Below are 25,824 nucleotides of genomic sequence, written 5' to 3' on the forward strand. Positions count from 1 at the left end.
ACATAACAACGTGTATAGCTCATTGCGGCTGAATTCCAAATCGGAATTCAACGCTTATTCGCTATCTTTGGGTTATGGCGGAAAGAATCCTGCGGATTTTTCCGCAACGAAGCCATACACAAACACGTTGGCGTGCATTCCCCTCATCACGTTCCCAATTCAATAACTTAACGCAACAAATCAAAATTTTGACTTCTTTAAAAAATAGTCGTTAAAAACTTGGCAAAAGCCTATGAATAAAAGATTAGAAACAAAATTTAACTAAATTTGATGTTAGTCAGGATTAGAAAAATGATTACGATAGAAAAAATAAAACAAGAAATAAAAGTGCGGAATCTTGAAAGCGTTAGCGGAATAGAATCTGACTTGGCATTTTTCATATGGGATTTGACCGAAATGGATCAACTCAATAAAGCTTATGAAGTTAAAAAATATCACGACGGATATTTTGCGATTGGATCAGACGGTGGACTAGAAATGTTAACAGTGGAATTCAATACTGGAATAGTTTATAGAATTCCTTTTATTTCGATTGATAATAGCGAAAAAATAAAGGTGTCCGACTCACTAATTGATCTAACTAAATTAAATTAAAAACGACACGCCAACACCGTGTATAATTCATTGCTAGGTCACTGCCGACTTACGAACATTCCTGCGGAATATTCTATCTGTGATTTATTTGCTAAATTAGTTGCTTAACCACGCAACTAAACATACACAAACACGTTAGCCACAAGCAAAAAAAATCGAGAATCCATCAAATTTACGTAATAAATTATTAAATTTGCACGTAAACTAAATGTTATGGATAAAAAACTCACATTGAGCTTGGACAAAACAATTATCGAAAGTGCAAAGGATTATGCTAAATCGAATAATATCAGCTTGTCTAAACTTATAGAATCATATTTGTCTTCACTCACTAAACGTAAAAGCAATGCAGCGGAAATAACGCCTCTTGTGGAGAGTTTAAGTGGAGTAATATCACTTGATAAAGATTTTGACGAAAAAGATGCATATGCTGATTATTTAATTGAAAAATACAAATGAATAGATTATTAATTGACACTAATATTGTTATAGATCTTCTTTCTAAAAGAGAAAAATTCTATGACGAGGCTGCCGATTTGTTTTCTCGGGCTGACAAAAAAGAATTGGAGTTAGCAATTTCATCTTTAACTTTCGCAAACACGAATTATATTCTCACAAAATTAAAATCAGCAAAAGAAGCGAGAGAAATATTACGAAAATTTAAGGTACTTGTAGAATTATTAAGTCTAGATGATAAGATAACGGAATTAGCTCTGAGTGACGACAATTTTCCAGACTTTGAAGATGGACTTCAATACTACTCGGCAATAGAAAACCAAATAGATATAATAATTACTAGGAATAAAAAGGATTTTAAAAACTCAAGAATTCCAGTTTTAACAGCAAAAGAATTTTTATCCCGAAAATAAAGCCAGTGCCTAACAATGTATAATTCATTGCTAGTTAGAGCCTACTTACGAATCCCGATAGCTATCGGGACTCGCGGACTTTCTACCTGCCTGCCGGCAGGCAGGTCCGTGATTTATTTGCTAACTTTAGTGCTTAAACACGCAACTAACCATACACAATCACGTTACCAAACATTCCCCACACAAGAAAAAACCTATTAATTTCTTGAGCTAACGACAGAAGAAGGTCAGCAAAAAAGTGAATGGAAATGCTTAAATTTAAAAAAATACAATTAATAATCAACAACTTAATTTGACGTTAGTCAGAATATAAAGCAAACTATGAGAACTTTTACATTTGTATTTTTATGTATTCTTCTTTTTGGAGCACAAACGACGTTCGGACAGAATAAAGCGGATATTATAATAGGAAGTCAGTTCATTATTAAATCTAGTATTTTAAATGAAGAAAGAACTTGCTTAATAAGTATTCCTGATTCATATAATGATTCAACTGAAGTGACGAAAAAATATCCAATTATCATATTATTGGATGGATATACTCATTTTAAAACAGCATCTGGAATAGTACATTTTATGAGTTCCAATAGGAACCGAAACAATTTAATGCCAGAAAGTATTATTATAGCCATTGAGAATGTTGACCGTGAACGAGATTTTACCGTTACAAAAATCAAGACAAAACGACCAAATACTATGGGAGGTGGAAGGAATTTTTTGAATTTCATTGAGAAAGAGCTAATACCATATGTTGATGAAAATTATAGAACAGAACCGTCTAGAACTCTCGTTGGACATTCTTTAGGAGGCCTACTTACATTAAATTCTTATATGGATAAAAGTAGCGTTTTCAATGCTTACATTTCTATAGACCCAAGTATTTGGTGGAGTGAAGAGATGATGAAAAACAAAGTTGATTCTATTTCGTCAATATCATTGAATAAAAAACTTTATATAGCTACTGCCAATCAAGGAGAGGCTAGTTATGAGCGGAATAAAAAAAGACACGACTATCTCTATGAATTAATCACAAAGAAATCGGAAAAACCTCTAAATGTCGAAATAAAGTATTTTGACAAGGAAAACCATCGCTCTGTACCATTAATAGCTTTGTACCAAGGTTTAATTTACATTAATCAAGAGAATTGATAATATTATAGAAAAATACGTTTGGTAACATCGTGTAAAATTAATTACCACTTATAGCCTACTTACGAATCCCGATAGCTATCGGGACTCGCTGACTTTCTATCTGTGATTTATTTGCTAACTTTAGTGCTTAAACCACGCAACTAATCTTATACAACAAAGTAGTAAGTAATTATGAAAAAACGATTCCTATTAAAATATTCAATTGTATTTCTTATTATTAGTTGTAATAATAACGGAACTAAATCTGAAAATCAAAATTCAAAAATTGCAAAATTTAGATTTATAATTTCGGACACACTAGCTTATGGTGTAAATTTGGCAAGAATTTTTGAGTATAATAGAGATTTTAAAGAAAATCAAAGTTCAGTAATCTCAGTTATAATGAAAAATGAAATGAAAGATGGTTCAATCAGATCTGATACGTTTAGTGATGGACTAACAACACCTTTTTTCTGGATTAGTAGATTCAAAACTGGAAAACAAAAGATTGAACTGAAAATTGAAGAAAAAATAATGACAACTAAAGAGATAGCTAACGACTCTTTTTCGTTGGAAATTAAAGATATTTATTATACATATTCATTCGACGTATTTGTTGGCGATAAAGGATATAAATCTATACTAAATGAACGACTAAAAGAGCAAATGGATAAGGAATATGCAGAAAATCCTATTTGAATAAAACTACTTACAACCAAGTACTATGCTAAAAAAACAAAAAAGACCATCCTTAACAGATGGTCTTTTTCAATATGATATAATGTTTTAGCTTAAAACATATCCCTTCCAGCAAAATGGAAAGCACTTTCTATAGCAGCATTATCGTCACTATCACTACCGTGAACAGCGTTTTCGCTAATAGAATCTGCAAACATTTTACGGATAGTTCCTTCCGCTGCATCCGCAGGATTCGTCGCTCCGATTAAGGTTCTAAAATCTTCAACAGCATTATCTTTTTCTAAAACTGCTGCAACGATTGGACCACGAGTCATATACTCTACCAACTCTCCAAAAAATGGACGTTCGTTATGAATTGCATAAAATTCCTCAGCATCTGCTTTGGTCATTTGTGTTAACTTCATCGCCACGATTCTAAATCCTGAAGCTGAAATTTTTTCTAATATTGCGCCAATGTGTCCTTTTTCAACAGCATCTGGCTTTAACATTGTAAATGTTCTGTTAGTTGCCATGTTCTTTTTTTTAATAGATTCGCTTTCGCATTATCGCTTCTGCGAAATTCGATGCAAAAGTAATGCATTTCTTTAATTAATCAAGTTTAGCTTTTATTAAATTAGTGTTACCTAATAAACGTCAGTTTGAGTGAAATTTCTTTTTTGCAATTTTGTATCGAGAACCTCAATTTACAATTAGTCATACGTCTTAATACAATCCATTTCCCAAATTCTGCCCAGTGTGACAAATCAGTAATACTAAACGCTAAAAAAACACTCTTAATTTCATATTAAAAGCACTTTTCAGAATCCCTAAAAAACGTATCTTCGTCGCTTATGAATACAACGCAGATTTCCGAAATAAAAGCGCTTTTAAGCACACCAAAAAATATCGTTATTGTTCCACATAGAAATCCTGATGGCGATGCCATGGGTTCTACATTGGGCTTATATCATTATCTCAAAAAACTCAACCACAATGCTACAGTAATCGCACCTAACGATTATCCCGATTTTTTAAAGTGGTTGCCTGGTGACGATACCGTTTTGAAGTATGAAACACAACTGGAAGAAGGCAACGCTCTCCTAGAAAAAGCAGACCTTATTTTTACTTTGGACTTTAATGCCTATCACCGAGCTGGCCATCAAATGGCCGAAGTTCTTGAAGCTTCAAATGCCACCAAAATAATGATAGACCATCATCAGCAACCAGATGATTATGCAAAATATATGTATTCTGACGTAAGGATGTCTTCGACCTGCGAAATGGTTTATAATTTTATCGAAAAGCTTGGTGATGAAAACAAAATAGACGAAACTATCGCGTCCTGTTTGTACGTTGGTATCATGACAGATACAGGTTCGTTTCGTTTTTCGGCAACCACCACCAAAACGCATCAGATCATAGGAAGCTTGATTGAAAAAGGTGCTGATAATTCACAAATTCACAATAATATATACGATACCAATAGTTATAGTCGTTTACAATTATTGGGCAGAGCGCTACAGAATCTTAAGGTCATTCCAGAATTGAGAACCGCTTATACCACTTTGTCTCAGGCAGAATTGGACGAATTCAACTTTAAAAAAGGAGATACCGAAGGGTTTGTAAACTATGGATTATCGCTAGAAGGTATTATATTTGCAGCCATATTTATTGAAAGCAAACAAGATAATATCATCAAAATATCTTTACGCAGCAAAGGCGAGTTTTCGGTAAACGAATTTTCGAGAGCCCATTTCAATGGTGGTGGACACACAAATGCAGCTGGAGGACGCAGTGAAGAGGATATGGAAACCACTATAAATAAATTTATTAGTATATTACCGCAGTATAAACAAGATTTGTCTTAACCCAAAATAGGCAGTAAATTATTCAAGTATGAAAAACCTACTCATAATACTCATCTTTTCGTTGTTGTGTTTTAGCTGTAAATCTCCAGAAGCACGAATGCCAGAATCCGTACAATCAGGTTCTTTTTTAAAGGCATCTGCAGAGCGTAACAAAAAGCTAAATGAACGTGAACACGAGCAAATTCAAGACATTATAAATAGTAATCCCGAAAAAGATTATATCGCTTCAGAAAGTGGCTTTTGGTATTATTACAACACTAAAATTGAAAATGACACCATACAAGCACAGTTTGGAGACGTTGTAGATTTCACTTTTGATGTCTCTACTATTGAAGGTGATGAAATTTATGCCAACACCAACAAAACCTATATTATGGACAAGGAAGAATTGTTCACAGGTTTGCGTGAAGGCTTAAAACTTTTAAAACCTACAGAAACCGCGACATTTATTTTTCCATCCCAAAAAGCCTTTGGTTATTATGGCGATGAACATAAAATAGGAACGAATATTCCTTTAATTTGTGAAGTAACTTTAAACACTATAACCCAAAAAAATGATTAAAAATGCACTTGCAACATTCGTTGTATTATTAGTACTATCGAGTACGTCTTGTCAAGACCGTTATCCTGATTTAGAAGATGGGCTTTATGCCGAAATCGTAACCTCAAAAGATACCATGGTTGCAAAACTATTCTTTGAAAAAGTACCTGTAACAGTGGCAAATTTTGTGGCATTGGCTGAAGGTAAACACCCATTGGTTAAAGATGAATATAAAGGAAAACCTTATTATGATGGATTAACGTTCCATCGTGTGATGAATAATTTCATGATACAAACGGGTGATCCAACAGCAACTGGTAGTGGTGATCCTGGCTATAAATTCGAAGATGAACTTGTTAAGGATTTTAAACATGATAAACCTGGTGTATTGTCCATGGCAAATCCTGGTGTTAACGCCAATGGAAGTCAGTTTTTCATCACGGAAAAAGCAACACCATGGTTAGACGGCTACGATGAAAGTGGAAATTTAAAAGATTGCGCTAACCCAAGAGTATATTGTCATGCCATATTTGGCGAATTAGTTAAAGGTTTAAACGTATTAGATACTATTTCTAATGTTCACGTGCAACCTGGAATTAATAAACCACTTGAAGATGTAACCATTGATAAAGTAAACATTATAAGAAAAGGTAGTGCTGCAAAGAAATTTGATGCGCCTAAAGTTTTTACTGAGGAATTGCCAAAGATAAAAGAAAAAGTTGCTGAGGCTAAAGCTGAAGCAGAAGCGAAAGCAGCTGAAGCTCAAAAGGAAGCGAAAGCAAAAGCTGAAGCCGCAAAAGAAGAGTTCTTAAAAAAGAATGAAGAATTAGAGGGACGAAAAATAGAATCTCCTACAGGAATGGCCATGATATTTACCCATGAAGGTAATGGTGTTAAACCGAAATCTACTGATCGCGTAAATATTGATTGTGCTGGTTATTTAGAAAACGGCGAGTTGTTTTGGACCACCTGGAAAAGTGTGGCTGAGAAAAATGGCAAATACGATGAAAGACAAGACCAAGCTGGTCGCTATGCGCCATTCGATATGCCGTATAATGAAACGGCGACTTTAATCGCTGGTTTTAGAGAAGCGATGCTAAACATGAAAATTGGTGATAAGGCAAGAGTATATATTCCTTATTATTTAGGCTATGGGGAAAGAGGAAATCCACCTGTGATTCCAGCCAATGCGAACCTTGTTTTTGATATAGAATTGGTGAGTATTAAGAAGCCAAAGTAATCTCACTATAACACATAAAAAAAAGCAGCTAAGTCTATATTTGATACTTAGCTGCTTTTTTTATATAATTTGACCTGCAAGGTTTCCAAAACCTTGTAGGTCTTTTTTCATTTTTATAATTACAAAGTCGATACTGAACTAAATTCAGCAATTCCCCTTGCAGGATTCTACAAAACTATCTCTTCGGAATATGCTTCAAAATCTCCAACACAAATTCCCAATACTTTTGTGCAGAAGAAATTTGGGCACGCTCATCTGGTGAATGCGCGCCTTTAATGTTTGGTCCAAAACTAATCATGTCCATATCTGGGTAGTTTGTACCAAGAATTCCACATTCCAATCCTGCGTGGCAAGCTGCGACGTGTGGTTTTTCGCCGTTATTTAAACGTTCGTAAATTGGCACCATGACTTTCAGGATATCAGAATCCATATTTGGTGCCCACCCAGGATAATCTCCAGATAGTTCAACTTCGCAACCTGTCAGTTCAAAAGTCGCACGCAAGGTATTTGCTAAATCTTGTTTTGTACTTTCAACAGAACTTCGGGTTAAACAACCTATTTTAATATGACCATCTTTTACGATTACTCTAGCGATATTGTTAGACGTTTCTACCAAATCCTTAATATCTGGACTCATTCTATAAACCCCATTGTGTGCTGCATACAAAGCTCTGGTTAAACCTTCTTGTCCGCCTAAATCCATGATTTTAGCAGGCGTATCCGTTTTTGACACTACGATTTCCAAATCTGGTTCCATAGTTTTAAATTCGGTTTTAAGCGCTTTGGCATGTGCTTTCATTTCAGCTTCAAAAGCAGCTTCATGTACAGCATCTATCGCAACAGTGGCGTTACTTTCTCTTGGAATGGCATTTCGCAAACTTCCACCATCAATTTCAGAAATACGAAGTCCGAAGTTTTCAAATCCATCAAATAACAAACGGTTCATCAATTTGTTGGCATTTCCTAAACCTTCATGGATTTGCATTCCTGAATGGCCGCCTTGCAAACCTTTGACCGTAATGTTATAACCGATTTTAAACTCAGGTGTGTCGTCCTCTTCATAATCTCGCGTGGCTGTCACATCAACACCACCTGCGCAACCAACGCCTATTTCATCATCTTCTTCGGTATCTAAATTCAGAAGAATATCACCTTTTAGCAAACCACCTTTTAGACCTTTGGCACCTGTCATTCCTGTTTCTTCATCAATAGTGAACAAAGCTTCTAGAGCTGGATGCGCAATAGTATCACTTTCTAAAATCGCCATAATCGTCGCCACTCCCAATCCGTTATCTGCACCAAGCGTTGTGCCTTTGGCTTTTACCCAATCGCCAACCACATGCATGTCTATGCCTTGTTCATCAAAGTTAAAGACGGTATCATTATTCTTTTGATGTACCATATCTAAATGACTTTGCATCACAATTGGCTTACGGTCTTCCATACCTTTCGATGCTGGTTTGCGAATGATCACATTCCCAACTTCGTCCTCTATGGTTTCTAAACCAAGTTTTTTTCCAAAATCTTTCATGAATTGTATCACACGCTCTTCTTTTTTCGAAGGTCGTGGTACAGCGTTTAAATCTGCGAATTTATTCCATAATTGTTTTGGCTCTAAGTTTCTTATGTCTTGACTCATATAATTGCCCACGCAAGTGGGTATCTTTTAATTAATAAAACATTTTATTGAATGGCAAATTTACGAAATATGAATTTGTCTTTGTTGTAATTATACTTTCAATCACAATTCATCAAATACAACTAAGTTTTATAATGCATTTGATTTAAAAAATCATCCTTTTTCCTAAAGATGTTTCGATAAAAAATTAATTATTTTATTTTTGTAGTTCTTAAAATTTAGGGAACTAAGTATTTATAATTTATCTAAAATTAAAAAAAATGAAAATAAAAATAGGATTAGTAATTTTAACAAGTACATTGTTAGCATGTAATAGCAACAAAAAGACAGGTTCAAATGTTACCTTAACCAACAACATAGATTCTGTTAGTTATTCTATTGGAGCAAGCCAAGCAAAAGGGCTATTAAATCAAGTTCCAGATTTAAATATTGATGCTTTTATCAATGGTTATAAGGATGTTGCAGATTCGACTCAATTAACAATACCTGAAGCAGATCAACAAATTATTCTTCAAGCTTTTGGAAAAAAAATGCAAGAAGAACAAAGACTTAAACAAGAGAAAGAACAAGAAACCAAATTTGCTGACGTTAAAAAAGCAAGTTTAGATTTTTTAGAAACTAACAAATCTAAATCTGGAGTAAAAACTACAGAAAGTGGACTACAATATATTGTGTTACAAGAAGGAACAGGAAAACAACCCGAAGGGCCTTCTTCCAATGTAACTGTAAGTTACAAAGGCACAACAATTGACGGCACTGAGTTTGATAGTTCTGACTCCTATACAACAGACTTAAACAGAGTTATTAAAGGTTGGACAGAAGGTGTTCAACTCATGAAAGAAGGTGCTAAATATAAGTTTTTTATACCTGAAGAATTAGCTTATGGTGCCAACCCAAGACCAGGTGGAGTCATACAACCATTTATGGCTCTAATTTTTGAAATAGAATTAATTAAAGTAAATTAAATACTTTTTTAATATTAATTTATTCAAAAAGCTTGAGTCCTTATTAACTCAAGCTTTTTTTTTCGATTTTTGATTCATGCGTAAAAACAAAAAAATAGGCCTTGTTATTTTCTTGATCATTCAAGTGCTTTTCATGTCACAACTGAAGCATTATTCAGAATTTGTTGAGCAATTTTACAGCAACGGCCTATACGTTTTCCTTTCAAAATTAATGCGCTATGTTTTTGGATGGCTACCATTTTCAATTGGAGATGTGTTTTACACATTAGCTGGAATTTATATCATAAGATGGTTCATAGTCAATCGAAAACGTATTTTTAAAGACACCGTAAATTGGCTTTTAGATATTGGAGCTACATTATCTATCGCTTATTTTGCATTTCATCTGCTTTGGGCTTTCAATTATTACAGGCAACCGCTTTACAAATCATTAGATCTTGAAGCCGATTACACTACTGAACAACTCCTTTCGTTTACAGAACGTTTAATTCAAAAATCGAATAGCTTGCACTATGAGTTGTCTAAAAATGATACGGTAAAAATTGAATTTCCATATTCAAAAACAGAAATTTTCGATAAAGTCAAAGATGGTTACCAAACCCTTTCAGAAATATATCCACATCTTGAATACCACCCTAAAAGCATCAAAAAATCCATTTATAGTGTCCCATTGACTTATATGGGATTCTCAGGCTATCTAAATCCATTTACCAATGAAGCCCAGGTTAACGGACTCATTTCAACCTATAAATTTCCAACTACATCATGCCACGAGGCGGCACATCAATTGGGCTATGCGGCTGAAAACGAAGCTAATTTTATTGGCAGTTTAGCAGCCATTCATAATGAGGATATATATTTTAAATATTCAGGCTATACGTTTGCATTGCGGTATTGTTTAGCTGAAATCTACAAAAGAGAACCTCAACGTTATGAAACCATGCTTCCAACCATAAATAAAGGCATTATAAAAAACTATCAAGAAGTTCAAGAGTTTTGGAAATCTTACGAAAATCCTTTTGAGCCTTATTTTGAAAAAACCTTTGATAATTTCCTAAAGGCCAACAACCAAGCTGATGGAATGAAAAGCTATAGTTATGTGGTGGCGCTTTTGGTTAATTATTATGATGGGAAGGAGCTTTAATTAATACTAGGACTAATTAAAATTAAACCCTATTCAATCACTTTAGCGTCTTCTGGCTTTTCAAAAATAGAAGTGTCTGGAAATTTCTCAGAAATCATGACATCAGTAAACTCAACTGTATTTCTTTTTTCTATTGGTTGGTTGTTTTCATAGGTATACCAATCCACACTTTTTGGAACGACAAGGCCATTGACGGTTTGCCAATTATTATATCTTATAAACTTGAATTCATTGCTTTTACCATCTTTTCCGAACGTTACTGTATAGGCCAGCCATTGCATTTGTCCTGTTTCGGAATCGTAATAAATGATGTATTCGTCGTCTGGTGATTCGCCGATTCCTGCTTCGTATGAAATTAAAATGCCTGGATAGGTTTTTCCTTCAAACGTTAAAGGTTCAGCTTCTTCATAGATAATACCGTCATCTCCAACAATAAAAGGCATGGCATAAAAGTACATCATCAAACCCTTGTAAAACATAGGCTTGCCCTTATATTCACTCCCCGCTTTTTCTTTTATCCACAATGTTTCGCCATCAAAGCCTTGCGTATATGTTGGCGTATCAATAAGTTCCGCTCTAGTCTGTAAATTAGTTTTGGTCACTTCCTTTCCGTTTGGCTTTTCCATGGTAAAGGCTAAACTTTTCATTTTATTCCATTGATCAATGCCACCATGTGCATCAAAAACTTTGGTTATTGCTTCTGGGTAAATACTTGTGGTTATTGCTTCTTTCTGGTTACTGAGCGAAGTCGAAGTATCAGTTTCAATTACTGCGGAATTTACTTTAGGTTCGTTTTTACAAGCAACTATTAGGATTGCTAAAGTCATTATTTGTAGTGATTTTTTCATGATATGGTCAGTTTTTAAGTTTTTGCTTTTGACGAAACTAAATATAAGACATTACAAAAAAAAGCCTCAGAACTATTCTGAAGCTTTTCTAATTTATTGTGAGTTGAGTTTAATCAACCATCAATTTTTGAACCGTTGATGAATTACCAAAAGTCAACTGTACAAAATACAATCCGCTTTCTAAATTAGAAATATCTATGGTTGAAGTATTCGTTTCAAGCTTCATGTCTTTTAAAACTACTTTGCCATGAATATTGTAAATATCCACTTTTGTGGTATCAAAATTTGAATTTGCTAATTGAATAGTCACCTCATCTTTTGTAGGATTTGGAAACATACTGAATTTCAGATTGCTAAATTCATTCAAACTTAAAGCAACTGCACTTTCAAGATAATCAGGAATAGAATTGCCGTTAGTATCGTCATCCGTTGGGTCGCCATTATTATTGTAATCTTCATCAATAGTTAACACATTATCACCATCATCGTCATCGTCCAAATAGTTTTCGATAAGATCATTATCTGAATCGATAAATGAATGAATACTATTTCTATCTAACTCAACATTAATTTCATCAATGGTATCTACATTGTCGCCATCATCATCGTCGTCTAAATAGTTTGGCGTACCATCATTATCTGCATCGTCATCCTCTAAGTTACCATTGTTATTAAGATCTTCGTCACTGTCAATAACACCATCGTTATCAGTATCTGTACAGTCTCTGACTTCTGTCATAAATGATGTTGTAGTATAGCAACCATCTGTAGTTTCTACTCTTACATAAATAGTTTGAGGATTACTCATGTTTGTAAAATTATTTGGGTTAGAGATATTGCCGACATTATCAGAAGCATCAGCTTCACTTAAAAAATAAGTAATAGAAAAAGGTTCGCCATTAGGATTAATAAGGCCTTCGTTTACTGTTAAATCAAAAGCAGCAGTACCATTATTATTTTCATCGCATAATGCTAAATCTTCTGGATTTCCCATAGCTCCTGAGGGATTAGGCAATACCCGTAAAGTTAAGGTTGTGGTATCGTAACATGCTGTAACAAATTGCTCTGCTCTTACATATAATGTCTGAGGGTTTGTAGTATTTGTATATGGACTAACTATTGGATTGGTTTCATTATCTGCATCCATTTGTGTCTCATAATATGTTAAAGTTACATTTATTTGACCGTTTATAATCTCTGCATTTGCATCTTCTAAAGTAAAAACTTCTTGCTCATCTCCTGGATTATTAACATCACAGAAATGAAGTGGTAATGGCTGTACAAGTACTGGTGAAGGTTCTACAACTAACTCTAAAGTGGTTGTAGCAAAACAACCTGAGTTTACATCTTCTACTCGTGCTATTATAATCTGCGGATTACTAATATTAGTGTAAATGGTTGGTAATGGATTGACTTCACTGTCTGCATCTACTTGATTTAAATAATAACTAATAGCGTAAGTTGGGTTATTACCTGTGATCTCTACATTCTTAGAGCTTAAGTCCATTGATGTTAAGCCATTTGGTGCGCCGTCATCACAAACCATTATAGCTGTTGGTGCTATTATCGATGGCAAAGGATTAACAATTAGAGAAAACCAAGTCGTATCAAAATTACCTGTAATAGGATCTACCAACCGTATGTATATCAATTGCGGATTTGTAACATTTGAATAATTTCCAGCATTAATTATAGGGTTTACTCCAACATCAGCATCATTTTGAGTTACATGATAAGTTAATGCATAATCTGCTGGATTTTGACTGTCTAACACTTGAGCAGATAAAGTTGTTAAATCGAATTGAGAATACCCATCATTATCATCATCACAAACTTCATAATCGTTTGGTTGATTTGCTACTTGACTGAAAGCAGTAATTGAAAATGTTAAAAATAAAAGAAAAATGTGTAGTTGTTTTTTCATAGGTTGATGTTCTAGTTAAATTTGTTACCTTCTGTAGTTAAGATGTGATTATGTCGAAAAGGTTGCGTAGAAAAACTACATATTTAAAACTTATCCATAATGTCTGAAATATTCTTGTTAAAAAGCTCCAGAAATTATCTGAAGCTTTTCTATTAAATTTTAATTCAATTTATTTAACCATTAATTTTTGAATCGTTGACCTTTTTCCAATAGTCAACTCCACAAAATAAAATCCACTTTCTAAATTGGAAATATCTATAGTTGAAGTATTCGTTTCAAGCTTCATGTCTTTTAAAACTACTTTACCTTGAATGTTGTAAATATCCACTTTTGTAGTTCCGAAATTAGAATTTGCTAATTGAATGGTCACCTCATCTTTTGCTGGATTTGGAAATAATCTAAAACTACTGTTTTCAAAATCTCCTACAGATAATGTTTCCACAAATTCGGTCTGAAACGTATTAGTAATTATAGGATCGTTAAAATCGAAATAAATAGCTGCTGAATTTTCAATAATATCACCAACAGCATAACCAGCATTTGGCTTTATTTTAAAATAAACGTAACCATTACTGCCTTCTGAGTCATCTTGTTCTGCAGGTAAATTGATATTTTCTAAATTCCATTCTAAACTGTTAGCTGTTCTTGTGACCACATAATCATGGCTGGAACGTAACATCTGGAAGGTGCTTTCATCCAATTGGCTATCTAGAACATCTTCGATCCTAACATTTATGGCTTCTGCCGTTCCTACATTTTGGAACCTAATCGTATAGAACAAATATTCGTCTGAGGTCACAAAATCGTCGTATAGAATTTGTGGACCATGAGCTTCCATTTTATCATTTGGATCGTATGCACCTATAACGGTTTCGGATAATTGGGAGCTGTTGTTTTCCACAAAAACATCATTGCTAATTGTGGTATAGCTTACCGAGTTTGTCAATAATTCACCTAATTCCACAGATGTTGGACAATTCATATCAACTTCTATAATTTCACTTGTTCCAGCTTCTAAATTCACAAAATCAATGGTAAATCCAGTTGCTGTAGTTGTCATTGTATAGTTAGGGTTTAAATTGAAGACATTGTTAATGTTCAATGCATCATCTAAGGTAAATTCAATAGTTCCAGAACTAACCGGAAAACTGCTTAAATTTTCCAAAACGATTTGATTAGTTAAGTCAAACCCAGGTCTTGGTGACGCAAATGGGTTCACAAGATAAACCGCCACATCTTCGCATACTTGTGTGTCCGTTACAGGAAAATCGACATTGACTACGTTTTCACTCGCTACAGTTATAGCGTCGATAGTGGTTACTGTAGTAGTGTAGCAATCTTCATAAATATCATATACATTAAAAGAAATGCTGTATTCATCATTCTCATCTGTACTTAAAATTGAAAAATTACCTGTAGAAGTGTTTACATTGTTTATAATCCCATCATCGTTTTTCTCATAAGTAAAAAACCCATTTGTAAAGAAGGATTCATCGGAATCAAATATCGCGTTCGAATTGGTATCGTTAAATGCTTTTACGTCAATAAACCCAATTTCTTCACAGGGATTTTCTCCTAAATTAAAGCTGCCAGCTTCTATAAAAATTGCAGAATCCCAAATACTATCTCCTTTGTCTGCAACAACCAATTTAATTTCGTACGTAGCACCAGGCACAACTGTGGCAGAAGCCGTTAAAACCGTTGTTCTACCTCCATAATTGGTATTACCAATATTATAGCCTTCAAAAAACTCTGAATTACTAGGACATGTATTAGAGTTATTTATGTTAGTCACGTTTACTGGTGAACCATCAGGTAAAACAGCTAAGTTTATATATTCTGTCGCACCAACTTCCCTCAACAAGAAAGCAAAACCATCTGAAAAAATACACTCAGTAGTACCATCATATTCTTCTGATGCCATAAGATATCTGAAGCTAAACTCATCAGAGATTGGTACGAAATTGAATTTTATAAAAGCCGCATCATTTGTATTGGTTAAATTTAATGCTGTTTCTAAATCTACATCTCCAGCTTGTGCGTTGTTATTCGAAACTAAAGTATTATTTAAGGTATTACCTCCTAATGACGCAACACCTGTTGTTAAAACAATACCTTCTTCAAAAGGAAAGTTTGTAGCATTTTCCGCATTAAAATAGCCATAATTTTTGGTATCAATGTCATCAGGATTGCCATTGGTTTGCGAAGAAAAAATGCTAACAGGATAACAGCCATTAGCGACTAATATATTAGTTACCAATTCTTCTGGCGAATAATAGGATTCTTGATGAACTTCGTTATTGATAGACACAAATGGCTCAACCACAATAACAGAAATCGTTGTAGATTCCATACAACCAATAGGGTTAGTATCTTGAACTGATAAGGTTACCGTATAGTTGCCCAATTCGTTGTAAGTATTAGTAACGTTCGTTCCTGTAGCAGTATTTCCGTCGCCAAAATCCCAATTATAGTTTGCATCTGTTGCATCATCAGAAAATGTGGCACTTCCTGTAAAACTCACTTCCTCATTTGGTTGCGTAACCACAAATCCAGAAGCATTGATTTCCGGAACAGTACTATCTATAGATGCTGTTATGGCTTGGCATGGCATACAAGTTGGATCTACAACAAGATCAAAACTTTGAGTTGCCGAGCCACAGCCATTTAGATTTGCTAAGGTTGCATAAATAGTCTGTACGGATTGAACACTATTCATATATGTTGAGTTGAGAGCATTGAGACCGTTTTCGGCATCGCTAAGGGTTTCATGATACGTAACTACAACATTGGTTTGTCCATTTATAATTTCATCGTCCTTTAAAAAAAGATTAAAACTCGCATATCCATCTCCATCTTCATCACAAGCTACCAAAGGTGTTGGTGACACTATCGACGGTAAAGGATCAACTACAATATCAAAATTCACAACCGCAAAACAACCTGTTATATCATCTGTTGCTCTCACATAAATAGTTTGAATATATGGAGTACTATTTGTGTAAGGCGAAGAGATAGGATTAACATTATTTTCTGCATCTACTTGAGTTTCATAATGTGTTAATGTAATGCCTGTTTGTCCGTTTAAAATTTTTGCATGAACATCTTCTAATATAAAGATTTCTTTGCCATCTCCTGGGTTGTTAAAATCACAAAGTATCAAGGCTGTTGGTGACACTATCGACGGTAGAAGATTAACTACAACATCAAAATTCACAACTGAAAAACAACCTGTATTACTATTTGTTACTCTTGCATAAATAGTTTGCGGCGAAACAATATTAGTAAATTGTGTAGGGTTTGAAATAATATTTGAGTTTGATAATGCATCATTTTCACTTAAATAATATGCTAGAGAAACATTTGTCTGCCCATTTAATATCTCAGAATTTTTTATAGTTAAATCAAAGGCTTGTTGTTCATCTCCAGAATTATCAAGATCACAAACTTCTAATGGTGTTGGTTGCGTAGATGTTGGTGCAGGATTAACAATTAAATTGACTGTAGTTGTGTCTGCATTACCTGAACTGTTTTCCTCAACTCTTATAAATACAGTTTGAATATTTGAAACAATATTATTATACGGAGACGCCAATGCATTAGTTCCATTCTCAGCATCAGCTTGAGTTTCGTGATAAGTAACAGTATAATCTACTGGATCTTGACTATCTAATATTTCAGCATCTAAATAAGTTAAATCGAATTGAGAATAACCATCATTATCAGCATCACAAACATTCAAATCATTAGGTTGGTTGGCTATTTGCGCAAAAGTTGTAATTGATAATGTTAAGAATAGTAGAAGAATGTGTAATTGTTTTTTCATAGGTTGATTTTTTAGTTAGAAGTTAAATATTCTAGTATTTAGATGGTATTTACTTGAAATGGTTGCGTCAAAAAATACAGTTATTTTTAATTATAACATATTTCAACCCAGATTTTGAATTCAAAGAAAGCCTTTAAAGTTTCGTTTAATCTCTAATAATAAGAAAGCTTCAGAGGTTATCTGAAGCTTTAACTATTAATTATTTTAATTTTAATCTTAATCTACAACTAATTTCTGAACTCTAGAAGCGTTCTCAAAAGTCAACTCCACAAAATAAAATCCACTTTCTAAATTGGAAATATCTATTGTTGAAGTATTCGTTTCAAGCTTCATGTCTTTTAAAACTAATTTGCCCTGAATGCTGTAAATATCCACTTTTGTAGTTCCAAAATTAGAATTTGCTAATTGAATGGTCACCTCATCTTGTGCTGGATTTGGAAATAATCTAAAACTACTGTTTTCAAAATCTCCTACAGATAATGTTTCCACAAATTCGGTCTGAAACGTATTAGTAATTATAGGATCGTTAAAATCGAAATAAATAGCTGCTGAATTTTCAATAATATCACCAACAGCATAACCAGCATTTGGCTTTATTTTAAAATAAACGTAACCATTACTGCCTTCTGAGTCATCTTGTTCTGCAGGTAAATTGATATTTTCAAAATTCCATTCTAAACTGTTAGCTGTTCTTGTGACCACATAATCATGGCTGGAACGTAACATCTGGAAGGTGCTTTCATCCAATTGGCTATCTAGAACATCTTCGATCCTAACATTTATGGCTTCTGCCGTTCCTACATTTTGGAACCTAATCGTATAGAACAAATATTCGTCTGAGGTCACAAAATCGTCGTATAGAATTTGTGGACCATGAGCTTCCATTTTATCATTTGGATCGTATGCACCTATAACGGTTTCAGATAATTGAGAACTGTTGTTCTCTACAAAACTATCATTGCTACTTGTGGTGTAGATTACTGAATTGGTTACTACATCGCCTAAACTCACAGTTGCAGGACACAACAATGTAACAGTAACGGTTTCGGATTCTCCAGCACCTAAATTTGTAAAATCCACTGTAAATCCTGTTGCGGTAGTAGTGATATTCATATTAGTGTCACTGGCAATAGTACTGTTAATTTGTAAATCATCATCAAGTGTGAATTCTACAGAACCTGATGCGATCTCAGTACCACTCAAATTTTCTATAATGAGCAAATTAGTATGTTCAAATCCTGGCCTTGGAGATGCTGAAGGATTTAGGAGATAAACCCCTAAATCTTCACAGGTTAAATTATCTTCAACTGGAAAATAAAATTGTTCTATTTCACCTAACGCAACACTAATGTCATTAAAAACCATTACATTTTGCGAATAGCAATCCATGAATTCTGGATTCACACTAAATGTAATATCATAAGTATCGTTTGGCTCCGTACTAAAAATAGTGAAGCTGCCATTAGAAGAATTCACAACATTAATTACACCGTCGTCGTTTTTCTCATAAGTAAAAGAACCATAAGTAAAATTAGGCTCACCAATATCAAAGTCATCATTGGTATTAGTATCAATAAAGGCATTCATGCTAATTAATCCTGTATCATCACATTGATCTGCAATGAGATCAAATTCTTGTATTTCAACATTACAGCCGAAATAATCGGACACAGCAACATAAATGGTTTGTGGGTTAAAAACATTTGTGTAAACATATGGTAAAGCATTTGTTTGATTTAGGGCATCAGCTTCTGTTAAATAATAAGACACAAAAATTTCGAAATCATTCTGACCTACAAGAGCTTCGCTATCTTTTGTGTACAAATCAAATTCGGCAACTCCATCTTGCACATCATCACAAATCACATAATCAGATATTTCCGCTAATGGGGCAACTCCAGAAACAATCAAATTCAAATAACCAATAGTAAAACAACCTGTAACATTACTTTCCGCTCTTACATAAAGTAATTGGTAATTTGGTGTAGTATTATAATATGAATTTAAATTCGTAATTGGATTTATTGCACTTTCAACATCATCTTCTGTTTCGTAGTAGGTAACTGATATTTCCGTTTGAGTACCAATAATAATTTGTGTCGCCTGTGTTAAATCGAATTCTCCAAAGCCACTGCCATCAAAGCTACAAGCAATAAGTTCAAGTTGTTGATTAATTTCTGGACCTGGATTCACAATTAAGTCGAAATTGGTAATATCAAAATTACCTGTACTATTATCCGTTACCGTTGCATAAATAGTCTGTGGGTTTGTATAATTGGTAAATGGAACAGTTATCTCTTCAGTACCAGCTAAAGCATTTGCTTCAGATTCGTAATAGCTTACCGTATAATTCACAGGATCTTGACTCTGCAATATTTCAGCATCTTTTTGGGTTAAGTCAAATTCTGCACTCCCATCATTAAATCCATCATCGCAAATGATAAAATCACTTGGCTGGTTTGCAACTTGAGCAATGAGACCAAAAGATAAAAAGCATAAAATAAGAACTAGTAATTGTTTTTTCATAATGGGTTGTATTTAATAAATTAAAAATCGCTTTAACTATAATTAAAACAAGTGAACATTGTTTTTTCCTACTTTGATGTGCTAATTTTTAAAAATAAAGTAATATTTAACGTATTTTAGTTTTCTATAAAATCTTTCATGTTCAAAATTATTTCAAGCTCACAAAACCCATTAATAAAGGAACTTGTTCTGTTAAAAGACAAATCCAGGCAGCGTAAAAAATCCAATCAATTTTTAATTGAAGGCAAACGTGAATTATCATTAGCTATTAAAGGCGGTTACAGGATAGACACTTTATTGTTTTTTCCCGATTTATTTTCAGAAAGTGAAGCTAAAGCAATGAGTAGTTATGGCATTGAAATCATCGAAATCTCAAAAGAGGTCTTTCAAAAGTTGGCACATCGAGACACCACAGAAGGTGTTATTGCCATGGTCAACTCAAAAAAGCATGACCTTGAAAATTTGAAACTCGAATCTAAAAACCCTTTAATCTTGGTAGCGGAAGCACCTGAAAAACCAGGTAATATTGGTGCATTGTTACGAACTGCTGATGCTGCCAATGTTGATGCGGTTATTATTGCGAATCCAAAATCCGACCTCTATAATCCTAATATCATTCGCTCTAGTGTTGGTTGTGTCTTTACAACAGAAATTGCGATGGCTAGTTCTGAAGAAGCCATAACATTTCTTAAAAAATACAATTTCAATATTTTCTCTGCAATTTTACAGGAATCTGAACCGTATCACACTCAAGATTACACCTTACCCACGGCATTAGTGGTTGGCACAGAAGCTACAGGACTAACAGATGCCTGGCGAAAAGCGGCCACAAAAAACATCAGCATACCAATGCAAGGTGTTATTGATTCCATGAATGTGTCCGTTGCCGCAGGAATTCTTATTTTTGAGGCGAAAAGACAGCGAAATTTTAAATAACATCACGTCAGTTCGTGTGATTTTTGAGGAACGAGAAAATTGTATCAAGTGCCATTATTACCCTAAGCTTCTCGATACAAAATTTCTAAACAGAAATTTCACTCGATGTGACGGAAACCTTTAAACTATCAATGACAGCACAAACCCTATTCTACATCATCATAGCCATCATCGTCATCAACTTTGTTAAAGACAAAATTCTTGATGCGATAAACGCCAAACATTATAATGACCCAATTCCTGAGGAATTAAAGGATGTATACGACGAAGCAGAATACAAAAAATCACAAGCCTACAAAACCGTGAATTATAAATTCGGGCTTTGGACCTCCTTGTTTTCGTTTGTGTTAACTTTGGGATTCTTGCTCTTGGACGGTTTTGAATATGTGGATAATATAGCTAGAAGCTATTCAGAAAACCCAATTATAATCGCCTTAATATTCTTTGGCATCATTATGATTGCGAGCGATATAATCACGACACCTTTTGGCTATTATAAAACCTTTGTGATTGAAGAGAAATTTGGATTTAACAAAACCACTAAAAAAACCTTTGTTTTAGACAAGTTGAAAGGCTTACTATTAATGATTATTCTTGGAGGCTCTATTATTGCGCTTATCGTTTGGTTTTACCAAATTACAGGAAACCAGTTTTGGCTATATACTTGGGGTATTGTGACCATTTTTACGATTTTTATGAATATGTTCTATGCTAAACTCATTGTCCCATTATTCAACAAACAAACACCTTTGGAAGATGGTGATTTGCGAAACAAAATTTCAAATTATGCGGAATCCGTCGGTTTTAACCTTGAAAAAATCTTCGTTATTGACGGCTCAAAACGTAGCACTAAAGCCAATGCCTATTTCTCTGGTTTTGGAAGTGAAAAACGCGTGACGCTTTATGATACTTTAGTTAATGATTTAGACGATGAAGAAATTGTTGCCGTTTTGGCGCATGAAGTCGGACATTATAAAAAAAAGCATATCATATTTAATTTAGCGACCTCTATCCTACTCAGCGGATTGACACTTTATATTTTATCTATATTTATTTCAAACCCCTTATTATCCAATGCCATTGGAGTAGAAACACCCAGTTTTCATGTTGGGTTGATTGCCTTTGGATTGCTCTACTCACCTATTTCAGAACTCACAGGATTAATTATGAATTACGTCTCAAGGGTGTTTGAATATCAAGCTGATGATTACGCCAAAAACACCTTTAAACCTGAACCTTTAATTACGTCCTTAAAAAAACTATCTAAAAACAGCTTAAGTAATTTAACACCTCACAAGGCCTATGTATTTATGCATTATTCGCATCCTACGCTTTTGGAACGGGTTCAGAATCTAAAGAAATAGAACTCTGGCTTACTAAAAATTCACAACTAACTTGTTAAATGTTGATGTAATGAGCTAAAATGATCCATATCAAAAAAGCATAAATAATACTGTAACTGAAAGCGTTTATGACAAATAGCTTGGTTACAAACCCATTAAGAAATTACAAAAAATTGAAAATCCCAAGTACACAAACCGACACTATAGAAGTACCAGAGTCAGATTATTTATACATTAAACCCTCTCAAATTAAAAATGCTGGTAAAGGCCTATACTCTGCAATAGACATCTACAAAGATGAAATCATTGCCCTATTTAATGGAGAGATTATTTCTAAAAAAGAAGCCCAAAAAAGAGCACAACTAAACAAAGACAAATATTTTATTAACTTGTTAGACCATACTATTTTAGATAGCATGCATACCGAATGTTACGCTAAATATGCAAATGACGCAGAAGCTTTCACAAATGGTAAATTTAAAAACAATGCCGAAATTTGTCTTGATGAGGATGACAATGTATGCATAAAAGCATTAAAAAACATAAAAGGTGGTGACGAAGTATTTTGTGATTATGGAAAAGCCTATTGGGAAAAACACGGCTGATCACGTTGCTCAGTCAAATTTTATAATAGATTCTACCAACTTTCAACTTAACTTTTATAAAATTTTCAACCAACAAATCTTATTGAAATTTTGACATCAGGAAATGATTGAAATAAAAATACTAGTTTTATAAATTAAAATATCCCTTCATTAAATGCATACCTTTTCATTCAATCATATAGCACTTTCCGTAAAAGATGTCAACGAATCAATTGAATTTTATCAAAAGGTACTTCAACTTAAAGAAATAGAGAATACAGCTTCAGACTCTAAAACAAGATGGTTATCTTTTGGAGATGGCAAACAATTGCATTTGATACCTCGCCCAAATTCTGAAATAAAAGTTAATAAAGCCGTTCACTTTGCTTTAGCAACTTCAGACCTAAATTCATTTGTCGAGTCTCTGAAAGCTTTAAAAATTGACTACTCTGATTGGCTTGGCACACCGAACAAAGATTACATTCGAAAAGATGGGATTAATCAAGTCTACTTTCAAGACCCAAATGGCTATTGGATTGAAATAAATGATGATTACTAATATAATTATTAAATAGTGACCACATCTCTTCTAGGCTTTTGCCGCAAGTGCCTAAACCAACAAAACTCGCATTTCCACGAAATTCCTTATAATTTTCAAATTAGCCCTATAATTACATTGCTCATTAAAAACCATTTTACTACTTTAGTTCTATGACTGAGGAAGCCATCGAAAAAGAAAATAAAGCCATTGCTAAAGCTTACAAGGAATTACTCAAAGTAAGCTATCAGACCTTGACTGATGACGATAAGAAATTAATTCGTCATGCATTTGAGGTCGCATTGGATGCGCACAAGGACCAGCGACGTAAATCTGGCGAGGCGTATATTTTCCACCCTATTGCTGTGGCTAAAATTGTAGCACAAGAAATTGGAATGGATGCCACATCCATCGCTGCTGCTTTGTTACATGATGTGGTTGAAGACAATCCTGAATATACTATTGACGACATGGAACGCCTTTTTGGGGAAACCATTGCCAGAATTGTCGATGGACTTACCAAAATTTCTTCGCTTAAAAAAGATATGGACGTGTCTTTACAAGCCGAGAATTTCAGGAAAATGCTATTGACCTTAAATGATGATGTTAGAGTTATCATTATAAAAATCGCGGATCGTTTGCACAATATGCAAACTATGGACTCCATGCGATCAGACAAGCAAGTTAAAATTGCATCGGAAACCTTATACATTTATGCGCCGTTAGCTCACAGAATCGGGCTTTACAATATAAAAACCGAACTCGAGGATCTAGGATTGAAATATACCGAGCCCGAAGTCTATAGCGATATTCTAGAAAAAATAAAGGACAGTAAGGAAGATCAGGATGCGTATATCAAAGCGTTTTCTAAAGTCATTGAAGACTCCTTAAATACAGAGGGTCTAAACTACCAAATCAAAGGCCGACCAAAATCCATTTTCAGCATTCGCAGAAAAATGGTAAAACAAGGAGTTTCCTTTGACGAAGTCTATGACAAATTTGCGGTAAGAATTATTTACAAATCAGATTTGGCCAATGAAAAATTCTTAGCCTGGAAAATCTATTCCATCGTTACTGATCATTTTACGCCTAACCCAATCCGACTTCGGGACTGGATTTCTTCGCCAAAATCCACAGGTTACGAAGCCCTTCATATTACCGTTGTAGGCCCAAAAAGCCGTTGGGTCGAAGTTCAGATTCGTAGTGAACGTATGAATGAAATTGCCGAAAAAGGTTATGCGGCACATTATAAGTACAAAAACGCGGATGACAAAGAGGACAATCTCGATTTATGGATCAACCGACTACAAGAAGCTTTAGAAAACAATGAGGCTGATGCAGTGGATTTTGTAGAACAGTTTAAACTCAATCTTTATTCCAAGGAAATTTTTGTCTTTTCGCCAAAAGGAGATTTAAAGTCACTTCCAAAAGGGGCAACACCGTTAGATTTTGCTTTTAGTATCCATACTGAAGTTGGTATGAGGACACGAGGGGCGAAAGTGAATGGCAAATTAGTGCCTTTAAGCCATGAGTTGCAAAGCGGTGATCGGGTTGAAATCATGACGTCGGAAAATGCAAAACCAAACGCCAACTGGCTGGATTATGCAACGACAGCTAGAGCGCGAAGTAAAATTAAATCGGCATTAAACGAAGATACAAAGCTTATAGCCGAAGAAGGCAAAGAAATTCTAAGACGAAAGTTAAAACAATTAAAAATTGCGCTCAACGAAAGTTCAATTAACGAATTGGTGAGCTATTTTAAGTTGAGCACCTCATTGGATTTATTTTACCGTGTTGGCATTGGTACTATAGACAATACAAAATTAAAAGCCTTTGCGTCCTCGCGCAGCAATGCCTTTGTCAGTTATTTTAAAAACAAAATTTACAAACCAACAGTTCCAAAAGATATTCATAAAGAAGAAATCACGTCTAGATATGATATGCTGGTTTTTGGTAAGGAAGAGGAAACGCTTAATTACACTTTGGCGAATTGCTGTAATCCAATTCCGGGAGATAAAGTATTTGGATTCTTGACGATTAACGATGGCATAAAAATCCACAAAAAGAATTGCCCTAACGCGGTAAGTTTGCAATCTAATTATGCCTACAGAATTTTACAGGCCAAATGGATAGATTCATCTCAGCAAGTTTACACATCGCAGATTACCCTGTCTGGAATTGACGATATGGGATTGGTCAACCATATTACAAAATTGATTTCAGAACATATGCATGTTAATATGAAAAGCCTGAGTTTTTCTAGTGATGACGGTGTTTTTACAGGAAAAATAACTGTAGAAGTTAAAAATCAAACCATGTTGAAAAAGGTAATTGAAAAACTTAAAAAGATTAATGGTATCGATAAGGTCTCTAGAGTATAATGATGTTCGTCCATTCGAGTAATTTTGAAGAACGACAAATTGTATCGAATACCTTTTTTACTTCAAATACTTTGCGACACTAAATTTGAAAATAGGAATTTCAAAAGATGTAACTTGAGCTGCCACTGCTACTAAACAATATTCATCCTTTAAATAAAAGTTATTAAAAGGGTGTTCATTTCTTTCGATGTTAATAGGGTCTTTTTATAATCCAAATCATTTAAAATTTCCGTAAATTTGCTGTTTAAT

The 25,824-nt window shown here is 34.2% G+C and carries 21 protein-coding genes; 15 read left to right on the top strand and 6 right to left on the bottom strand.

Translation table 11 applies throughout. The annotated features are described in order from the left end of the window. Window positions 1-291 precede the first annotated feature (291 nt). From HM987_RS12390 to HM987_RS12410, 5 genes are all read left to right on the top strand, one after another. Window positions 292-594 (top strand): hypothetical protein, encoded by a 303-nt coding sequence (locus HM987_RS12390; protein ID WP_179008379.1) that lies wholly within the window; start codon window positions 292-294, stop codon window positions 592-594. A 213-nt stretch (window positions 595-807) separates the two neighbouring features. Beyond that, window positions 808-1,053, top strand: a complete 246-nt coding sequence (locus tag HM987_RS12395; protein WP_179008380.1) for a DUF6364 family protein — start codon at window positions 808-810, stop codon at window positions 1,051-1,053. After that, window positions 1,050-1,463 carry a type II toxin-antitoxin system VapC family toxin gene (locus HM987_RS12400; protein WP_179008381.1) on the top strand — a complete coding sequence of 138 codons (414 nt, stop codon included), beginning with the start codon at window positions 1,050-1,052 and terminating at the stop codon, window positions 1,461-1,463. Before HM987_RS12395 ends, HM987_RS12400 begins: the two co-directional genes overlap by 4 nt. A 321-nt stretch (window positions 1,464-1,784) precedes the next feature. Then, complete coding sequence (locus tag HM987_RS12405) at window positions 1,785-2,612, top strand: alpha/beta hydrolase (RefSeq protein ID WP_179008382.1); 828 nt, start codon at window positions 1,785-1,787, stop codon at window positions 2,610-2,612. Window positions 2,613-2,786: 174 nt separating this feature from the next. Continuing rightward, the gene (locus tag HM987_RS12410) at window positions 2,787-3,293 is read left to right on the top strand and encodes a hypothetical protein (protein ID WP_179008383.1); all 507 of its coding nucleotides are present in this window, start codon (window positions 2,787-2,789) and stop codon (window positions 3,291-3,293) included. A 92-nt stretch (window positions 3,294-3,385) separates the two neighbouring features. On the opposite strand, the gene HM987_RS12415 is transcribed toward HM987_RS12410, so the two are convergent. Then, window positions 3,386-3,805 (bottom strand): nucleoside-diphosphate kinase, encoded by a 420-nt coding sequence (locus HM987_RS12415; protein ID WP_179008384.1) that lies wholly within the window; start codon window positions 3,803-3,805, stop codon window positions 3,386-3,388. Between the two features lie 318 nt (window positions 3,806-4,123). Between HM987_RS12415 and HM987_RS12420 the strand changes: the two genes are divergently transcribed. The 3 genes from HM987_RS12420 to HM987_RS12430 are packed head-to-tail and all read left to right on the top strand — an operon-like array spanning window position 4,124 to window position 6,921. Then, the gene (locus tag HM987_RS12420) at window positions 4,124-5,140 is read left to right on the top strand and encodes a DHH family phosphoesterase (RefSeq protein ID WP_179008385.1); all 1,017 of its coding nucleotides are present in this window, start codon (window positions 4,124-4,126) and stop codon (window positions 5,138-5,140) included. Between the two features lie 28 nt (window positions 5,141-5,168). Further along, the gene (gldI, locus tag HM987_RS12425) at window positions 5,169-5,702 is read left to right on the top strand and encodes a gliding motility-associated peptidyl-prolyl isomerase GldI (RefSeq protein ID WP_179008386.1); all 534 of its coding nucleotides are present in this window, start codon (window positions 5,169-5,171) and stop codon (window positions 5,700-5,702) included. Beyond that, window positions 5,695-6,921: a peptidylprolyl isomerase gene (locus tag HM987_RS12430; RefSeq protein ID WP_179008387.1), complete on the top strand. Its 1,227-nt coding sequence runs from the start codon at window positions 5,695-5,697 to the stop codon at window positions 6,919-6,921. Before gldI ends, HM987_RS12430 begins: the two co-directional genes overlap by 8 nt. 175 nt (window positions 6,922-7,096) lie before the next feature. Here HM987_RS12430 and HM987_RS12435 read toward each other — a convergent pair whose 3' ends face one another. Continuing rightward, complete coding sequence (locus HM987_RS12435) at window positions 7,097-8,560, bottom strand: aminoacyl-histidine dipeptidase (protein WP_179008388.1); 1,464 nt, start codon at window positions 8,558-8,560, stop codon at window positions 7,097-7,099. Between the two features lie 260 nt (window positions 8,561-8,820). Here HM987_RS12435 and HM987_RS19570 point away from each other — a divergent pair, with 260 nt between their 5' ends. Further along, on the top strand, window positions 8,821-9,525 hold the full coding sequence (locus HM987_RS19570) for an FKBP-type peptidyl-prolyl cis-trans isomerase (RefSeq protein WP_218645595.1): 705 nt from the start codon (window positions 8,821-8,823) through the stop codon (window positions 9,523-9,525). A gap of 133 nt (window positions 9,526-9,658) precedes the next feature. Continuing rightward, window positions 9,659-10,669, top strand: a complete 1,011-nt coding sequence (locus tag HM987_RS12445) for a DUF3810 domain-containing protein (RefSeq protein WP_229724440.1) — start codon at window positions 9,659-9,661, stop codon at window positions 10,667-10,669. 29 nt (window positions 10,670-10,698) lie between these two features. Here the strand turns inward: HM987_RS12445 and HM987_RS12450 are convergent, their stop codons facing one another. The 4 genes from HM987_RS12450 to HM987_RS12465 all read right to left on the bottom strand — a co-directional run bounded on the left by HM987_RS12450 (window position 10,699) and on the right by HM987_RS12465 (window position 19,793). Then, window positions 10,699-11,517, bottom strand: a complete 819-nt coding sequence (locus tag HM987_RS12450) for a DUF6503 family protein (protein ID WP_179008390.1) — start codon at window positions 11,515-11,517, stop codon at window positions 10,699-10,701. Window positions 11,518-11,626: 109 nt separating this feature from the next. Next, window positions 11,627-13,441 carry a T9SS type A sorting domain-containing protein gene (locus HM987_RS12455; protein ID WP_179008391.1) on the bottom strand — a complete coding sequence of 605 codons (1,815 nt, stop codon included), beginning with the start codon at window positions 13,439-13,441 and terminating at the stop codon, window positions 11,627-11,629. 169 nt (window positions 13,442-13,610) lie between these two features. Beyond that, the gene (locus HM987_RS12460; protein WP_179008392.1) at window positions 13,611-17,267 is read right to left on the bottom strand and encodes a DUF7619 domain-containing protein; all 3,657 of its coding nucleotides are present in this window, start codon (window positions 17,265-17,267) and stop codon (window positions 13,611-13,613) included. A gap of 216 nt (window positions 17,268-17,483) precedes the next feature. Beyond that, window positions 17,484-19,793 (bottom strand): DUF7619 domain-containing protein, encoded by a 2,310-nt coding sequence (locus tag HM987_RS12465; RefSeq protein ID WP_179008393.1) that lies wholly within the window; start codon window positions 19,791-19,793, stop codon window positions 17,484-17,486. 138 nt (window positions 19,794-19,931) lie between these two features. Here HM987_RS12465 and HM987_RS12470 point away from each other — a divergent pair, with 138 nt between their 5' ends. From HM987_RS12470 to HM987_RS12490, 5 genes are all read left to right on the top strand, one after another. Next, the gene (locus HM987_RS12470; RefSeq protein WP_179008394.1) at window positions 19,932-20,729 is read left to right on the top strand and encodes a TrmH family RNA methyltransferase; all 798 of its coding nucleotides are present in this window, start codon (window positions 19,932-19,934) and stop codon (window positions 20,727-20,729) included. A 131-nt stretch (window positions 20,730-20,860) separates the two neighbouring features. Then, window positions 20,861-22,093 carry a M48 family metallopeptidase gene (locus HM987_RS12475; RefSeq protein WP_179008395.1) on the top strand — a complete coding sequence of 411 codons (1,233 nt, stop codon included), beginning with the start codon at window positions 20,861-20,863 and terminating at the stop codon, window positions 22,091-22,093. 107 nt (window positions 22,094-22,200) lie between these two features. After that, window positions 22,201-22,677: an SET domain-containing protein gene (locus HM987_RS12480; RefSeq protein WP_179008396.1), complete on the top strand. Its 477-nt coding sequence runs from the start codon at window positions 22,201-22,203 to the stop codon at window positions 22,675-22,677. Window positions 22,678-22,831: 154 nt separating this feature from the next. Next, window positions 22,832-23,215, top strand: coding sequence for a VOC family protein (locus HM987_RS12485; RefSeq protein WP_179008397.1), 384 nt, complete (start codon window positions 22,832-22,834; stop codon window positions 23,213-23,215). 152 nt (window positions 23,216-23,367) lie between these two features. Further along, window positions 23,368-25,575 carry a RelA/SpoT family protein gene (locus tag HM987_RS12490; protein WP_179008398.1) on the top strand — a complete coding sequence of 736 codons (2,208 nt, stop codon included), beginning with the start codon at window positions 23,368-23,370 and terminating at the stop codon, window positions 25,573-25,575. Window positions 25,576-25,824 lie beyond the last annotated feature (249 nt).

This window comes from Winogradskyella forsetii, assembly GCF_013394595.1.
Classification (GTDB): Bacteria; Bacteroidota; Bacteroidia; order Flavobacteriales; family Flavobacteriaceae; genus Winogradskyella; species Winogradskyella forsetii.

Bases quoted from the DNA above. Each gene is read 5' to 3' on its own strand.
- HM987_RS12445 (WP_229724440.1), top strand. From the start codon at position 9,659: ATGTCACAACTGAAGCATTATTCAGAATTTGTTGAGCAATTTTACAGC.
- HM987_RS12435 (WP_179008388.1), bottom strand. From the start codon at position 8,560: ATGAGTCAAGACATAAGAAACTTAGAGCCAAAACAATTATGGAATAAA.
- HM987_RS19570 (WP_218645595.1), top strand. From the start codon at position 8,821: ATGAAAATAAAAATAGGATTAGTAATTTTAACAAGTACATTGTTAGCA.
- HM987_RS12400 (WP_179008381.1), top strand. From the start codon at position 1,050: ATGAATAGATTATTAATTGACACTAATATTGTTATAGATCTTCTTTCT.
- HM987_RS12470 (WP_179008394.1), top strand. From the start codon at position 19,932: ATGTTCAAAATTATTTCAAGCTCACAAAACCCATTAATAAAGGAACTT.
- HM987_RS12415 (WP_179008384.1), bottom strand. From the start codon at position 3,805: ATGGCAACTAACAGAACATTTACAATGTTAAAGCCAGATGCTGTTGAA.
- HM987_RS12490 (WP_179008398.1), top strand. From the start codon at position 23,368: ATGACTGAGGAAGCCATCGAAAAAGAAAATAAAGCCATTGCTAAAGCT.
- HM987_RS12405 (WP_179008382.1), top strand. From the start codon at position 1,785: ATGAGAACTTTTACATTTGTATTTTTATGTATTCTTCTTTTTGGAGCA.
- HM987_RS12420 (WP_179008385.1), top strand. From the start codon at position 4,124: ATGAATACAACGCAGATTTCCGAAATAAAAGCGCTTTTAAGCACACCA.
- HM987_RS12460 (WP_179008392.1), bottom strand. From the start codon at position 17,267: ATGAAAAAACAATTACACATTCTTCTACTATTCTTAACATTATCAATT.
- gldI (WP_179008386.1), top strand. From the start codon at position 5,169: ATGAAAAACCTACTCATAATACTCATCTTTTCGTTGTTGTGTTTTAGC.
- HM987_RS12395 (WP_179008380.1), top strand. From the start codon at position 808: ATGGATAAAAAACTCACATTGAGCTTGGACAAAACAATTATCGAAAGT.
- HM987_RS12410 (WP_179008383.1), top strand. From the start codon at position 2,787: ATGAAAAAACGATTCCTATTAAAATATTCAATTGTATTTCTTATTATT.
- HM987_RS12475 (WP_179008395.1), top strand. From the start codon at position 20,861: ATGACAGCACAAACCCTATTCTACATCATCATAGCCATCATCGTCATC.
- HM987_RS12430 (WP_179008387.1), top strand. From the start codon at position 5,695: ATGATTAAAAATGCACTTGCAACATTCGTTGTATTATTAGTACTATCG.
- HM987_RS12465 (WP_179008393.1), bottom strand. From the start codon at position 19,793: ATGAAAAAACAATTACTAGTTCTTATTTTATGCTTTTTATCTTTTGGT.
- HM987_RS12390 (WP_179008379.1), top strand. From the start codon at position 292: ATGATTACGATAGAAAAAATAAAACAAGAAATAAAAGTGCGGAATCTT.
- HM987_RS12480 (WP_179008396.1), top strand. From the start codon at position 22,201: ATGACAAATAGCTTGGTTACAAACCCATTAAGAAATTACAAAAAATTG.
- HM987_RS12485 (WP_179008397.1), top strand. From the start codon at position 22,832: ATGCATACCTTTTCATTCAATCATATAGCACTTTCCGTAAAAGATGTC.
- HM987_RS12450 (WP_179008390.1), bottom strand. From the start codon at position 11,517: ATGAAAAAATCACTACAAATAATGACTTTAGCAATCCTAATAGTTGCT.
- HM987_RS12455 (WP_179008391.1), bottom strand. From the start codon at position 13,441: ATGAAAAAACAACTACACATTTTTCTTTTATTTTTAACATTTTCAATT.